This is a genomic window from Streptomyces sp. NPDC016309 (assembly GCF_043077235.1).
GTDB lineage: Bacteria > Actinomycetota > Actinomycetes > Streptomycetales > Streptomycetaceae > Streptomyces.
Genome location: NZ_JBIBSG010000001.1, coordinates 517,419 through 532,142, shown reverse-complemented (window position 1 = coordinate 532,142; position 14,724 = coordinate 517,419). Strand labels below are relative to the sequence as shown.

Below are 14,724 nucleotides of genomic sequence, written 5' to 3'. Positions count from 1 at the left end.
AGCCTAAGGGCGGGGTACGACACCCTCGGCGGCCACGCGCACCGGGAAGTCGCCCCCCGCCACCCGGGCCCGCAGCTCCTCGTCCGCCGCGACCTCCTCCGGGGCCCTGACCACCGAGCCGTCCGCCCGCTGGAGCACGGCGTACCCCCGCCGGAGCGTCGCCGCCGGCGAAAGCCCCACCACGCGCGCGTGCGTGTGCGCCAGTTCGGAGTCCGCCCGGTCCAGCAGGTGCCCGAACACCCGGCGGCCGCGCGCCAGCAGCGCGTCGACCTCCGCCCCGCGCTCCTCGACCATCCGCCGCGGGTGCTCCATCACCGGCCGGGCCAGCGCATGCGCCAGGCCCCGCTCCTCGCGGTCGATCAGCCCCCGGACCGTGCGCAGCGCCCGGTCGCGCAGCGCCTGCACCCGGTCCAGCTCCTCGCCCACGTCCGGGACCACCTTCTTGGCCGCGTCGGTGGGGGTGGACGCCCGCAGGTCCGCCACCAGGTCCAGCAGCGGGGAGTCCGGTTCGTGCCCGATAGCCGACACCACCGGCGTACGGCACTCGCCGACCGCCCGGACGAGCTGCTCGTCCGAGAACGGCAGCAGGTCCTCCACGCTGCCGCCCCCGCGCGCGACGATGATCACGTCCACGTCCGGCAGCGCGTCCAGCTCCTTGACCGCCCGCACGACCTGCGGCACGGCGTGGACGCCCTGCACCGCCACGTTCCGCACCTCGAAGCGGACCGCGGGCCAGCGCCGCCGCGCGTTCTCCAGCACGTCCCGCTCGGCGGCCGAGGCGCGGCCGCACACCAGGCCGACGAGCTGCGGCAGGAACGGCAGTGGCTTCTTGCGGTCGAGCGCGAACAGCCCCTCGGCGCCCAGCGACCGCTTCAGCATCTCCAGCCGGGCCAGCAGCTCCCCGATCCCGACCGGCTTCATCTCGGCCGCCCGCAGCGACAACTGCCCGCGCGGGGCGTACCACTCCGGCTTGGCGTGCACCACGACCCGGGCGCCCTCGGACACCACGTCCGCGACCGCGTCGAACACCTGCCGGTAGCAGGTGACGCTCACGGAGATGTCGTACGACGGGTCGCGCAGCGTCATGAACACGACCCCCGCCCCGGGGCGCCGCGACAACTGGGTGATCTGCCCCTCCACCCAGACGGCACCCAGCCGGTCGATCCATCCACCGATGAGCCGCGAGACCTCACCGACGGGCAGGGGAGCTTCGGCAGACGTATGCAGAGCCATGCCGCCGAGCGTACGCGCCGCCTACGACAGCCCCCCGGCCCCGCGTCGCCCGCCTCGGCCCGCGCGGATCGTCACGCGTCCGCTCCGGCCGGGTGAGCCCCGCCGCCACGCCCCGGCCCGTCCGGGCGTGGCCCCACAGGGTGAACCCCACCGCCGTCCCGCCCCGTCCCGCCGCCCGGCGGATCTCCCGCCCTCCGTACCCGCCCTTACGATGGGGGACATGACTGCTACGCCTGCCAGCCCGTCGTCCGACAAGCGCGTCCTCCTCGCCGCTCCGCGTGGTTACTGCGCCGGCGTGGACCGTGCCGTGATCGCCGTGGAGAAGGCTCTGGAGCAGTACGGCTCGCCGATCTACGTCCGCCACGAGATCGTGCACAACAAGTACGTCGTGCAGACCCTGGAGAAGAAGGGCGCCATCTTCGTCGACGAGACGGCGGAGGTCCCCGAGGGGTCCATCGTGATGTTCTCCGCGCACGGCGTGGCGCCGACCGTCCACCAAGAGGCCGCCGAGCGCAAGCTCGCGACCATCGACGCGACCTGCCCCCTGGTGACCAAGGTCCACAAGGAGGCGGTCCGGTTCGCGAACGAGGACTTCGACATCCTCCTGATCGGCCACGAGGGCCACGAGGAGGTCATCGGCACCTCCGGCGAGGCCCCCGACCACATCACCCTGGTCGACGGCCCGGACGACGTCGAGAACGTCACCGTGCGGGACGAGTCCAAGGTCGTCTGGCTCTCCCAGACCACCCTCTCGGTCGACGAGACCATGGAGACGGTCGACAAGCTGAAGGAGAAGTTCCCGCAGCTCATCTCCCCGCCCAGCGACGACATCTGCTACGCCACGCAGAACCGCCAGACGGCCGTGAAGCAGATGGGTGCCGAGGCGGACCTCGTCATCGTCGTCGGCTCCAAGAACTCGTCCAACTCCGTCCGGCTGGTCGAGGTCGCCCTCGGTGCCGGTGCCAGGGACGCCCACCTGGTCGACTTCGCGGACGAGATCGACGAGGCCTGGCTGGACGGCGTGTCCACGGTCGGCGTCACCTCCGGCGCCTCCGTGCCCGAGGTGCTGGTCGAGGGTGTCCTGGAGTGGCTGGCGGCGCGCGGCTTCGAGGACGTGGAGATCGTGAAGGCCGCCGAGGAGTCGATCACCTTCTCGCTGCCGAAGGAGCTGCGCCGCGACCTGCGGGCCGAGGCCGCCGCCCTCAGCGAGGAGCGCTGACCGAAACCCGGTGACCGACGGCCGCTCCCCGTAACGTTGGGTCCATGAACGTCTTCGGAGTGGACATCGGCGGGTCGGGGATCAAGGGCGCTCCTGTGGACCTGGAGCGTGGAGATCTGGCCGAGCCCCGCCACAAGGTACTGACACCGCACCCCGCGACGCCGGACGACGTCGCGGGGTGCGTTGCCGAGGTAGTCGCCCATTTCAACTGGTCGGGACCCATCGGCGTCACCTTCCCCGGTGTCGTCACGGACTCCACCATCCGCACGGCGGCGAATGTCGACAAGAGCTGGGTGGGCGTGGACGCGGCCGCGCTGCTGGGCGACCGGCTGAGCGGGATGCCGATCACGGTCCTCAACGACGCCGACGCGGCCGGGATCGCCGAGATGACCTTCGGCGCGGGACGCGGCCGCAAGGGCACGGTGATCACCCTGACCTTCGGTACGGGCATCGGCAGCGCGCTGTTCGTCGACGGCCGGCTCGTGCCCAACACCGAGCTGGGCCATCTGGAGCTCGACGGTCACGAGGCGGAGAAGCGGGCGTCGACGAAGGTCAAGGACGACAAGGACCTGAGCTGGGAGGACTGGGCCCACCGGGTGCAGAAGTACCTGGCGCACGTCGAGATGCTGTTCTCGCCGGAGCTCCTCATCGTCGGCGGCGGCGTCAGTCGCAAGGCGGAGAAGTTCCTGCCGCTGATCAAGGACGTGCGTGCCGAGATCGTCCCGGCGGAGCTCCAGAACAACGCCGGCATCGTGGGCGCGGCGATGGCCGCCGCGGCCCGCTGAGGGACCGGCCGGCCGTCAGCGCTGGCCGGCCCGGGCGGCGGCGGCGGTCCGCTGCCGCCGCCCCATCTGCCGTACCTTCCGTACGGAGGTGATGACGCCCGCCACCAGGGTGCCGCCGTACAGCCAGCCCGCGTGCACGGCGAGCGCGGTCACCACGGCCATGGTCCGGCCGCCGAAGCCGCCGGGGCCTCCGGCGATCGGGACGACACCGGCGGCGAAGGCGATCGGGACGCTGATCGGCGCGGTCACCAGGTCGGCGTCCCGCACCCACAGCGCGGTCAGGGCGCTGACGGGCAGGAAGAGCATCCCGTACACCAGCGGGGAGCCACCGAAGAGCAGCCGGTCCAGACAGCCGAGCAGGAACATCGTCGCGGCCGCGAACAGCCCGGCGCCCAGCCCGGTCAGGCGCGGCGAGGGCAGCCGGCGCAGCGCGAGCACCACGGGTGGCACGGCCCGCCGTCCCGGCCGCCCGGTACCGCCGGGCCTGCCGGCGCCGGGCCCGCCGGCACCGCCGGGCCGGCCACCGCCCGGGCCGCCGGCCGCGCGCCCCGGCCGGTCACCGGCACCGGGCCCCGCCGCGGGGCCCGCCCGGCCGCCCGGCCTCGCGGGCGGCCGTGTGGGACGCGTCCCGGCGGGGCGGGTGCCCGCGCCGTCGATGAGCCCGCCCGGGGGCAGGGGGCCGGGCGCCGGCGGGGCCGCCGACGCCGCGGGGGCCGCCGGGCCCGCCGGCCCGCCCGGGGACTGCGCCCGCCGGGGGCGCTGAGGGGGACTGTTCCTGTGCTGCTCCACCTGACCAACGTAGGTCGCGGGGGCCCGGGAATCAGGCATGGGACACGCCCTTCGGGTGACCTTGGCCAAGAGTTCGCCCTACGGCCGCCGTCGCTCCCCGCTCCGCCACGCCCGTAAACTGGGGGGTCGGCCCACCATCCTCACTTCTAGGGAAGTCGCCAACGTGTCGCTCACGATCGGAATCGTCGGCCTGCCGAATGTCGGCAAGTCGACCCTGTTCAACGCCCTGACCAAGAACGACGTGCTGGCGGCCAACTACCCGTTCGCCACCATCGAGCCGAACGTCGGCGTCGTCGGCGTCCCCGACGCCCGGCTCACCAAGCTGGCCGAGATCTTCTCCTCGCAGCGCGTGCTTCCGGCCACGGTCGACTTCGTCGACATCGCCGGCATCGTGCGCGGCGCGAGCGAGGGCGAGGGCCTGGGCAACAAGTTCCTGGCGAACATCCGCGAGTCGGACGCGATCTGCCAGGTCATCCGCGCCTTCAAGGACGAGAACGTCGTCCACGTCGACGGCAAGGTCTCGCCGAAGGACGACATCGAGACGATCAACACCGAGCTGATCCTCGCCGACCTCCAGACCATCGAGAAGGTCCTCCCGCGCCTCCAGAAGGAGTCCCGGATCAAGAAGGACGTCGCGCCGAAGGTCGCGGCGGTCGAGGCGGCCAAGGAGATCCTGGAGCGGGGCGACACCCTCTTCTCCCAGGGCATCCTCCAGGGCTCCGAGAAGGCCGAGCTCCTGCACGACCTGCACCTGCTCACCACCAAGCCGTTCCTCTACGTCTTCAACGTCGACGAGGACGAGCTGACGGACGAGACCTTCAAGAACGAGCAGCGTGCCCTCGTCGCCCCGGCCGAGGCGATCTTCCTCAACGCCAAGCTGGAGGCGGACCTCGCCGAGCTGGACGAGGAGGACGCCATGGAGCTCCTCCAGTCCGTCGGCGCCGAGGAGCCCGGCCTCGCCACCCTCGCCCGCGTCGGCTTCGACACCCTGGGCCTCCAGACCTACCTGACGGCCGGCCCCAAGGAGTCCCGCGCCTGGACCATCAAGAAGGGCGCGACCGCCCCCGAGGCGGCCGGTGTCATCCACACCGACTTCCAGAAGGGCTTCATCAAGGCCGAGGTCATCTCCTTCGCCGACCTCGTCGAAACCGGCTCGGTCGCCGAAGCCCGCGCGGCCGGCAAGGCCCGCATGGAGGGCAAGGAATACGTCATGCAGGACGGCGACGTGGTGGAGTTCCGCTTCAACGTGTAGCCAGCTATATGCCGCAACGCAGATGATCTAGCAAACATGCAGGTCAAAGGGGTTCGACTCTTCGGAGTCGGACCCCTGACTGCCTTTCTTCAGGGCTGCATCGTGGCCGTTTGCATGGTGCTTGCAGGTGTGCCGCGTCGGGCTGAAGTGGATCGTGCCCAGCGACGTCCCCTGGCTGGTCACCCTGCTTGAGGGGTGTCGGTAGTGGTACGTTATTTGGTACCACTTCAGGGAAGAGGTCAGGTCATGTCCATCACCGCGAGCGAAGCCCGCAAGGAACTCTTTCCGCTGATCAAGAAGGTCAACGAGAACCACGAGGCCATCGAGATCGTCTCGAAGCACGGCAACGCCGTGCTTGTCTCGGCCGAGGACTACGCGGCCCTGCGTGAGGGCTCGTACCTGCTGCGCTCTCCGGCGAACGCCCGCCGGCTGCTCAAGGCCTACGAGAACGCCCTGGCAAACATCGACGTGTCGGAGCGCGAGCTGATCGATCCGGACTCGGCGGGCGCGGGTGCGGGTGCCGCGTGAGGCTTGTCTTTGAGGATCAGGGCTGGGAGGACTACACATCCTGGCTCAAGAACGACCGCAAGACGCTCACCCGGATCAACAAGCTCATCGAGGACGTCGGACGTGACCCGTTCTCGGGGATCGGCAAGCCCGAACCCTTGAAGTACCACCTGCCTGGCGCGTGGTCGCGGCGGATCGACGACGAGCACCGCCTCGTCTACCTGGTGACGGAGAAGGAGATCATCATCCTTGCGGCTCGGTACCACTACTGACCGCCCGTGCTGGGATGGTGCTGGCGGAAACCCCTCCCGAACGACGTTTCCGCGGGTCATAGCTCTGCACTCGACGTTCCGCTTCAACGTGTGAGCGCAGACATGCAGGTAAGAAGGGGTCGGACTCTGTCGAGTCCGACCCCTTCTTCCTCACGCTCAGCCGCGATCAGGTCTGGGTGAAGTGGTGCAAAGCGGGGGCCCGGTGGGGGGCGTGAACCGTGCGCCGGAACGCGGGCGGTTCGTGGGCCGCGCGTATCCTCGGAAGGTTGGCGGGGCGCGGACGGCGGAGGTGAGAGGTGGAGTTCCGGCTGCTCGGTTCCGTCGCGGTCGTGACGGAGGGCGGGGACGTGGCCCCCGGGCCCGCCAAGCGGTCCGGCCTGCTGGCCATGCTGCTGCTGCGGCCCAACGCCGCCGTGAGCGTGGGGCAGCTGACCGAGGCCCTCTGGGAGGACGAGCCGCCCACCCACTCCAAGACGGTCCTCCAGGGGCACGTCTCCCGGCTGCGCGCGCTGCTCACCCGGCACGACGCCGAGGCGTACGGGATCGAACTCACCACCCAGGGGGCGGCCTACGCGCTGCGGATGCCGGAAACCCTGGTGGACGCCCACCGTTTCGAGGAGCTCGTCGCCCTCGCCCGCTCGCAGCGCCGGCCCGCCGACACCGTGCGGATGCTCCGCGAGGCCCTGTCCTACTGGCAGGGGCCCGCGCTCACCGGCGCCGTGCGGAGCAGGCCCCTGGAGGCGGCGGCCGGCGCCCTGGAGGAGCGGCGGCTGGCCTCGGTGGAGGCGCTCGCGGAGGCGTACGGGCGGCTCGGCGAGCACGACCGGGCCGCCGCCGTCCTCCGTACCGAGGCCGTCGCGCACCCGTTGCGCGAGTCGCTGGCCGCCGCGCTGATGCTGGCCCTCGGCCGCTCGGGGCGCCAGTCCGATGCCATCAACTGGTACCACCGCACCCGGCGGCTGCTCGCCGAGGAGCTCGGTGTGGACCCCGGCGAGACGCTCGGCGAGGCGTACGCGACGCTGCTGCGCGCCACCCCTCCGCCGCCCGCCCGGCCCCGTCCCGCGGCCGGCCCTCCCGCGGCCGCACCCGTCACCGCACCCGCCGGCATCGCGGTCCCGGAGCTGCTGCCCCGCCCGCCGCGCGGGTTCACCGGGCGGGCGGCCGACCTGGCGGCGCTCACCGAGGCGGCCGACGGCGGGGACGCCCCGGTCTGCCTGGTCACCGGGCCCGCCGGGGTCGGCAAGACGGCGTTCGCCCTGCACTGGGCGTACGGGCACCGCGCCCGCTTCCCCGACGGCCGGCTGTTCGCCGACCTCCGCGGCTTCAGCGACACTCCGGCCCCTGACACCGGCTCCGTCCTGCGCGAGTTCCTCCTCGCCCTCGGCACCCCGCCCGAACGCGTCCCCGAGACCCCCGCCGCCCGGGGCGCGCTGTTCCGCTCGCTCACCGCGGAGCGCCGGATCCTCGTCGTCCTCGACAACGCCCGCTCCTCCGAGCAGGTCAGGCCCCTGCTGCCCGGCGGTGACCACTGCGCCACCCTCGTCACCAGCCGGGACCGGCTCGGTGGCCTCATCGCGTCCGACGCCGCCCGGCCCGTACCGCTCGGGCACCTCCCGCCGGCCGACGCGGCGGCGCTGCTCGCCACCGTGCTGGGCGCCGGGCGGGTCGCCGCGGAGCCCGACGCCGCCCTGACGCTGGCCGGGCTGTGCGACGGGCTGCCGCTCGCGCTGCGGGTCACGGCGGCCCGGCTGGCGGAGCGGCCGCGGTGGACGCTCGACGCGATGGCGGGCGAACTCGCCGACGAGCACGGCCGGCTGGCCCTGCTGAACGTCGAGGACACCGGCGTCGCCGCGGCGCTGCGCCTCACCGTGCAGCAACTGCCCGAGCCCGCGGCCCGGACGTTCCGCGCGCTGGGGCTCCACACCGGGTCCGACCTCGACCGGTTCACGGCCGCGGCGCTCGCCGGGACGTCCCCCGCGCAGGCCTCCGCCGACCTGGACCGGCTGGCCGCGGCCCATCTGCTCACCGAATCCGTCCCCGGCCGCTGGACACCGCACGACCTGGTACGGCTCTACGCCCGCCGGCTCGCCGCGGGGGCGGACCCCGAGGGGCTGCGCCGCCTCCTCGACCACTACCTCTACACGGGCCTGGCGGCCGACGCCGCCGCCGAGCCGGGTTCCCAGCCCTGCTACGCCCTGCCCGCCGACGTCCGCCGGCCGGCCGCCACCAGGGAGTTCGAGGACCGGGCGGCCGCGCTGGCCTGGTACGAGGCGGAGCGCCCGGCGCTGGAGGGGGCGGTCGCGGCCGCCGCCGCCCTGGGCCTGTACGACCGGGCCTGGCGGCTCGCCCTGGTGCAGTGGCCGCTGATGCTGTGGCGGATCAGGGACGGCTGGACGCCGCTGCTGCTGGCGGGGCTCGACGCGGCCGAGCGGGAGGGCGACCCCGACGCGCAGTCGCGGACCCGGGCGTTGCTCGGCTGGGTGCTGCACGAGGAGGGCCGGGACGAGGAGGCCCTGGTCCACCTGGAGAAGGCGCCCGCGCTGGCCGCGCTGGCCGGGGACACGATCAGTGAGGCCATCGCGTACGTCAACCTGGGCGCCGTCCTGGACTCCACGGGTGCGTCCCGCCGGGCCGGGGCGCTGATGGCCCGTGCGGTCTCCCTCGCCGCCGCCACCGGGCACCCGCCCACCCAGGTGCTGGCCCTCCAGCACCTGGCCAGGCACTGTCTGACGACGGGCGCCCACGAGGAGGCGCTCGCGCACACCCGGCGGGCGCTGGAGCTGATCTCGCCGGACGCGTTGGTCGGCCGCGCCGAACTGCGGATCGTCCACGGTGAGGCGCTCGCCGGTCTCGGCCGCCGGGAGGAGGCCGCCGAGCAGTTGCGACGGGCGGGCGAGGCGGCCGACGCGGCGGGGTACACCGAGGGCGTGGAGCGGGCCGGCGAGCTGTTGGCGCGGCTGCCGGTGGGGCGTTAGCGGCACGTAAGCGGGACGGCAGCGCGGGACCGGAGGCTGTGTACGGCACCGAACGCGTGCGCCGACCGACCGCAACGGGGGAGAACCACCATGCGTCACCACCGCAGGAACCGCACGAACCGCACGAACCGTATGAGCCGCACGAATGCCGTCCTGGCCGCGACGGCCGCCGTCGCCCTCTCGCTGGGGCTGACCGCCTGCGGGGGCGGCGGTGACACGGGCGCCCAGGACGCCGGGGCCGCGGCCAGCACCACCGGCGCGGCGCGACCGGGCACCGGAACCGGCACCAGTAGCACCGGCTCGGGCTCCGGAACGGCCACCTCCGCCACGGCCACCGGCGGCGGTACGGGCACGGCGGGCGGGGGCACCGGCGGCCGGGCCGCCTCCACGGGCAAGGGCGCCGCTGCCGGCACCGCCGCGAAGCCCTCCGGGCAGGCCCCCGTCTGCACCTACCAGGACGTGGCCGTCACCATGCGGAAGGCGGACGAGACGCCCACCGAGCACATCGTCCTCACCGCCACCAACACGTCCGGGCGGACCTGCCGCCTCCTGGGGTACCCGCTGATCGCCTTCGGCGAGATCCAGACCGCCCGGAACGTCTCCGCCGTGGCCAAGAGCAAGCCCGCGGCCCCGGTCGTCCTGGAGCCCGGCGCCCCGGCGTACGCGAACGTACGGGTCGCGCTGGGCGGCGTCGACGAGGAGACGAAGGTCGTCACCGGCTTCACCGTGAACCTGTTCGCCGCCGACGGCCCGGCCGAGGGCAGTGACACCGTCGCCGTCCCCGCCGGGGGACTCGCGGTCGACGAGGCCGCCGCCAAGACCGGCTACTGGACGCCCGAGCTGCGCAACGGCGCGGACGACTTCTGAGCCCGGACGCCGCGTCCGCCGGGGGAGCGGCCGCGCCCGGCGCACCCCCGTCGGCCGTGGCCGTCACACCGAGAGCGTCACCTCGTGGATCTCGTCGGGGGAGTGGCCGGTGCGCTCGTGGATGCGCTTCACCGCGTCCGCGGAGGGGCCGGTGGACAGGCAGTACACCGTGCCCGACTCCGGATCGGCCCAGGCGTGCTCGAAGTGCACCCCTTCGTCCTTCTCGATGGCGAGATCCGCCCGGTGCGCCTCGTCGAGCTGCTCGGACGTGATGCCCTTCATTCCCCGGTGGACGTCCATGTACGTGGCCATGGCTCCCGCACCTCCGATAGGTGGTCGGTTTCGGCCCCTCTTCCATGCTGCACCCGCCACCGCCGGGCGGCGCGCGGGCCGGGCCGCTGCCGGGGCCGGGTGGTGCTCAGGCGGGGGCGAGCCCCGACTTGGCGCCCGCGCCGCACAGCGGCACCACCACGTCGCCGTCGCGCGGCTCGGCGGTGATGGCCGCCCAGCAGGCCACGCCCGTCGACTCGACGAACAGCCCGCGCGCGGCCAGGTCGAGCTGGGCGGCCCGGATCTGTTCCTCCGTCACCGTGCGGAACGTGCCGCCCGATTCGCGGACCGCGCGGAGGACTTGGCGGGCGCGCGGCGGGTCCGGGATGGCGATGCCCTCGGCGATGGTGGGCCGCGCCGGGGCGGGCGCGGCCGGCCGGTCGGCACCGGTCCGGAACGCCTCCGCGAGCGGTGCCACCGCCTCCGCCTGAACGGCCACCAGGGCGGGGCGTGAGCGGATCAGGCCGTGCCGATGCAGCTCGGCGACGGCCAGGGCGGCGCCCAGCAGGAGGGTGCCGTTGCCGACGGGGACGACGAGCGTGCCGGGCAGCCGGCCGCCGAGGTCCTCCCAGATCTCGTACACGTAGGTCTTGGTGCCGTGCAGGAAGTACGGGTTGAAGACGTGCGAGGCGTAGAAGGTGCCCGGTTCGCCGGCGGCCTCCCTGGCCGCCCGGGCGGCCGCCTCGCGGTCGCCGGGGACGACGGTGAGCCGGGCCCCGTGGGCGCGGATCTGCTCCAGCTTCTTGGCGGAGGTGCCCTCGGGGACGTACACCGCGCAGTCCAGTCCCGCGCGGGCGCAGTACGCCGCCACGGCGGTGCCCGCGTTGCCGCTGCTGTCGGCGATCACCCGGCGCGGGGCGAGGCGGCGGGCGAGTTCGGCGAGCATGACGGCGCCCCGGTCCTTGAACGACAAGGTGGGCATCAGGAAGTCCAGCTTGGCCGACACCGTGTCCGTGAGGCGGACCAGAGGGGTGCGGCCCTCTCCGAGGGTGCAGTACGGGTCGGACAGCGGCAGGGCCTCCTCGTACCGCCACATCGAACCGGCCCGGCCGGCGAGCGCGGCCCGGGGCACCGGTCCGGCCGTGAAATCCAGGTCCCAGGGGCCCCGGCACCCGGGGCAGCACCAGGTCAGCGCGGATACGGGTGATCGCGTACCGCACACCGGACATACGTAGCCCGCCGACAGGCTCATGAGAGCCAGCATGTCACGCGTATGGCGGCCGTGTTACCGGAGCGTCAGGACCCTTGTGGGATTCCTATGGATCGGTCAACCTTTCGCTCGGCAGACGGATTCGGGCAACGCCGCGTACACGGCGGCGCTGTTTGTCATGCCCCTGCCGAAAACCCCCACAGCAACGCACCACCAATGAGGAGGACCCCTCACATGTCAGTGATGCGTACCCCGCGGCGAAGACTGGCCGCAGCCGGCGCCACCGTCGTCGCCGCCCTCGCGCTCGGCACCCTCTCCACTCTCCCGGCCACCGCGGCCGCGGCCGCCCCGGAGGGCGTGATCGAGAACGCCGGTGCCCCCGGCGCCATCGCGGGCAGCTACATCGTCACCCTCGACGAATCGGCCGCCGACGCCGAGTCCACGGCGGGCAAGGCCGTCGCCGCCCGCTACGGGGCCAAGATCGAGAGGACGTACACCTCCGCCCTCAACGGCTACGCCGTCCAGCTCACCGAGGACCGGGCGAAGAAGCTCGCCGCCGACCCGGCCGTGGACTCCGTCGTCCAGAACCGCGTCTTCACGGTCACCGGCACCCAGCCGTCCCCGCCGTCCTGGGGCCTGGACCGGATCGACCAGCGCGCCCTGCCGCTCAACCAGAGCTACACCTACCCCGAGCCGGCGGGCGAGGGCGTCACCGCGTACATCATCGACACCGGCGTACGCATCACGCACGGCGACTTCGGCGGGCGGGCCTCCTACGGCTACGACGCCATCGACAACGACAACACGGCGCAGGACGGCCACGGTCACGGCACGCACGTCGCCGGCACCGTCGCCGGGTCCTCCTACGGCGTGGCCAAGAAGGCCCGGATCGTCGGCGTGCGCGTGCTCAACAACTCCGGCTCCGGGACCACCGCGCAGGTCGTCGCCGGCATCGACTGGGTGACCCGCAACGCCGTCAAGCCGGCGGTCGCCAACATGAGCCTGGGCGGTGGCGTGGACTCCGCCCTCGACACCGCCGTCCGCAACTCCATAGCCTCCGGCGTCACGTACGCCATCGCCGCCGGCAACGACGGCCGTGACGCGTCCAACTCCTCGCCGGCCCGCGTCGCCGAGGCCATCACGGTCGGCTCGACGACCAACACGGACGCCCGCTCCAGCTTCTCCAACTACGGCAGCCTGGTGGACCTGTTCGCACCCGGCTCCTCCATCACCTCGTCCTGGAACACCAGCGACACCGCCACCAACACCATCTCCGGTACGTCGATGGCGACCCCGCACGTCGCGGGCGCCGCGGCGCTCTACCTGGCGAACAACCGGACGGCCACCCCGTCGCAGGTCGCCACCGCGCTCACCTCCGCCGCCACCACCGGCGTCGTGGGCAACCCGGGCACCGGCTCCCCGAACCGCCTGCTGTACGTGGGCGACGGCGGCACCACGCCGCCCGGGAAGCGCTTCGAGAACACCGCCGACTACGCGATCAACGACAACGCGACCGCCGAATCGCCGATCACCGTCAGCGGCGTCACCGGCAATGCCCCGTCCGCCCTTCAGGTGCCCGTGAACATCGTTCACACGTACATCGGTGACCTCCAGGTGCAGCTCATCGCGCCCGACGGCACCGCGTACACGCTCAAGGGGTACGGCACCGGCGGCAGCGCCGACAACATCAACACCACGTACACGGTCAACGCCTCCTCCGAGGTCGCGGACGGCACGTGGAAGCTGCGCGTGAGCGACAACGCGAACTACGACACCGGGAGGATCGACTCCTGGGCCCTCCAGTTCTGAGGGAGGGAGCGAGCGCGGACGAGCGAGCGCGCGTGAGCGAGCGCGCGTGAGCGTGTGACGAGGAGCGGTCATCCCCGCGGTGACCGCTCCTCCCGTTCCGGCCCGTACCCCGTTCCGCCTCCGTACGGCGTTCCGCCTCCGTACGGCGTTCCGCCTCCGTACGGCGTTCCGCCTCCTGTCGCGCACCGCGTACGATGCGCCAGCCGCGCGCGCATTCGATTCGTCCCGCCCCCCGACAGGAGCACCGAGAACCGTGGAACCGTCCTCCCAGGGGCCCCAGGGCCCGCCCCAGGGATCCCCCCAGGGGCCTCCGCAGGGGTGGCCCCCGCCCCAGGCGCTGTACCCCCAGGCGCCCGCCCCGTTCTACGGCGTGCCCGGCGCGCAGCCGCCCCGGGCGAGCGTCAACGGGCTCGCCATCGCCTCCCTGGTCACCGGGATCGTGTGCCTGGTGCCCCCGCTCGGCATGGTCCTGGGCGGGTTCGCGCTGGGACGGATCCGCGGGCGGGGCGAGCGGGGCACCGGGCTGGCCGTCACCGGCATGGCCCTCTCGCTGGTCAGCACCCTCCTGGTGGTGGTCGGACTCACCACCGGGGCGTTCCGTGACGTCTACGACGGCGTGCGGGACGCCGCCGACGAGGTGTCGCGCTCGCGATCCGCCTTCGACCTCCACAAGGGGCAGTGCTTCGACAGCCCGGGCGGTGCCGTCGAGGCGGAGGCCGTCGACGTCACGATCGTCGACTGCGCCGAGCCGCACGACGGGGAGATAACCGGCGGCTTCAAGATCACGGAGTTCCGTGCCTGGCCGGGCGACAAGCCCATCGAGCCGATCGCCGAGAAGCGCTGCGACCGGCTCAACACGGCGTACGCCCTCGACACCTGGGCCGTTCCCGACCACGCGTGGATGTACTACTACCAGCCGAGCAAGGAGAGCTGGGCGATCGGCGACCGCACCGTGACGTGCGCCTTCGCGGCCGAGAAGGGCAAGCTCACCGGCTCGGTCCGCGGCGACGAGAAGACCCTCGACGCGCACCAGCTCGCCTACCTGAAGCCGGTGAACCGGATCGACGCGGCCCTCATGGAGGAGCCGGACGCCGATGTCGAGGAGGACCGGGAGGCCAACGTGGCCTGGGCCCGCAAGGTCTCGTCGACGCTCACGGCGACGGTCGCGGAGCTGCGGGCCCACCCGTGGCCGGCCGCTGCGCGCCGCCCGGTGGCGGACCTGGCCGAGGAGCTGGAGACCGTCCGTGAGCACTGGACGAGGATGGCGGACGCCAAGGACCCGGACACCTTCTGGGAGCACTACGAGCCGGCCTACGACGGGCTCCCCGCCGACCTGGGCGCCACGGCGCGCGGCGCCCTGAAGCTGGACGTCACGCCCCCGGCCGACGCCACGGGAGCCGAGGGCACGGCCTGACGGACCCCCGCAGGGCCCGGCTCGCCTCTCGGGCCCGGGGCGGCGGACCGGGCGGCGATACCCACGGTGAGCTGGGGCTCAAACGGCGGTCATCACTTCGAGTGAAACCTTGGCCCATGCTT

13 protein-coding genes are annotated in these 14,724 nt (G+C 73.1%); 9 read left to right on the top strand and 4 right to left on the bottom strand.

Features of this window, described 5'->3' with window-relative positions; translation table 11 throughout:
* Window positions 1–3: 3 nt before the first annotated feature.
* Window positions 4–1,233, bottom strand: coding sequence for an exodeoxyribonuclease VII large subunit (gene xseA, locus ACF068_RS02360; RefSeq protein ID WP_392272265.1), 1,230 nt, complete (start codon window positions 1,231–1,233; stop codon window positions 4–6).
* A gap of 220 nt (window positions 1,234–1,453) precedes the next feature.
* On the opposite strand from xseA, the gene ACF068_RS02355 reads away from it, so the two are divergent.
* Window positions 1,454–2,452 carry a 4-hydroxy-3-methylbut-2-enyl diphosphate reductase gene (locus ACF068_RS02355; protein ID WP_392272264.1) on the top strand — a complete coding sequence of 333 codons (999 nt, stop codon included), beginning with the start codon at window positions 1,454–1,456 and terminating at the stop codon, window positions 2,450–2,452.
* A 44-nt stretch (window positions 2,453–2,496) separates the two neighbouring features.
* Window positions 2,497–3,237, top strand: coding sequence for a polyphosphate--glucose phosphotransferase (ppgK, locus tag ACF068_RS02350; protein WP_392272263.1), 741 nt, complete (start codon window positions 2,497–2,499; stop codon window positions 3,235–3,237).
* Between the two features lie 15 nt (window positions 3,238–3,252).
* On the opposite strand, the gene ACF068_RS02345 is transcribed toward ppgK, so the two are convergent.
* On the bottom strand, window positions 3,253–3,687 hold the full coding sequence (locus tag ACF068_RS02345; protein ID WP_392272262.1) for a DUF6542 domain-containing protein: 435 nt from the start codon (window positions 3,685–3,687) through the stop codon (window positions 3,253–3,255).
* A 502-nt stretch (window positions 3,688–4,189) separates the two neighbouring features.
* Here ACF068_RS02345 and ychF point away from each other — a divergent pair.
* From ychF to ACF068_RS02320, 5 genes are all read left to right on the top strand, one after another.
* Window positions 4,190–5,278, top strand: coding sequence for a redox-regulated ATPase YchF (gene ychF, locus ACF068_RS02340; RefSeq protein WP_392272261.1), 1,089 nt, complete (start codon window positions 4,190–4,192; stop codon window positions 5,276–5,278).
* A 246-nt stretch (window positions 5,279–5,524) separates the two neighbouring features.
* Entirely contained in the window at window positions 5,525–5,806 is a 282-nt protein-coding gene (locus ACF068_RS02335; RefSeq protein ID WP_392272260.1) for a type II toxin-antitoxin system Phd/YefM family antitoxin, read from the top strand.
* On the top strand, window positions 5,803–6,057 hold the full coding sequence (locus ACF068_RS02330) for a Txe/YoeB family addiction module toxin (protein WP_392272259.1): 255 nt from the start codon (window positions 5,803–5,805) through the stop codon (window positions 6,055–6,057). Before ACF068_RS02335 ends, ACF068_RS02330 begins: the two co-directional genes overlap by 4 nt.
* Window positions 6,058–6,353: 296 nt before the next feature.
* Window positions 6,354–9,032 (top strand): BTAD domain-containing putative transcriptional regulator, encoded by a 2,679-nt coding sequence (locus tag ACF068_RS02325; RefSeq protein ID WP_392272258.1) that lies wholly within the window; start codon window positions 6,354–6,356, stop codon window positions 9,030–9,032.
* A 132-nt stretch (window positions 9,033–9,164) separates the two neighbouring features.
* Window positions 9,165–9,899, top strand: coding sequence for a DUF4232 domain-containing protein (locus ACF068_RS02320; RefSeq protein WP_392272257.1), 735 nt, complete (start codon window positions 9,165–9,167; stop codon window positions 9,897–9,899).
* 63 nt (window positions 9,900–9,962) lie between these two features.
* On the opposite strand, the gene ACF068_RS02315 is transcribed toward ACF068_RS02320, so the two are convergent.
* Both ACF068_RS02315 and ACF068_RS02310 read right to left on the bottom strand, forming a co-directional pair.
* The gene (locus ACF068_RS02315; RefSeq protein WP_392272256.1) at window positions 9,963–10,211 is read right to left on the bottom strand and encodes an SCO4226 family nickel-binding protein; all 249 of its coding nucleotides are present in this window, start codon (window positions 10,209–10,211) and stop codon (window positions 9,963–9,965) included.
* Between the two features lie 106 nt (window positions 10,212–10,317).
* Window positions 10,318–11,421, bottom strand: coding sequence for a threonine synthase (locus tag ACF068_RS02310; protein ID WP_392272255.1), 1,104 nt, complete (start codon window positions 11,419–11,421; stop codon window positions 10,318–10,320).
* Between the two features lie 192 nt (window positions 11,422–11,613).
* Here ACF068_RS02310 and ACF068_RS02305 point away from each other — a divergent pair, with 192 nt between their 5' ends.
* Complete coding sequence (locus tag ACF068_RS02305; RefSeq protein WP_392272254.1) at window positions 11,614–13,188, top strand: S8 family serine peptidase; 1,575 nt, start codon at window positions 11,614–11,616, stop codon at window positions 13,186–13,188.
* Window positions 13,189–13,441: 253 nt separating this feature from the next.
* Entirely contained in the window at window positions 13,442–14,602 is a 1,161-nt protein-coding gene (locus ACF068_RS02300) for a DUF4190 domain-containing protein (RefSeq protein ID WP_392272253.1), read from the top strand.
* The last annotated feature ends 122 nt before the right edge of the window (window positions 14,603–14,724 follow it).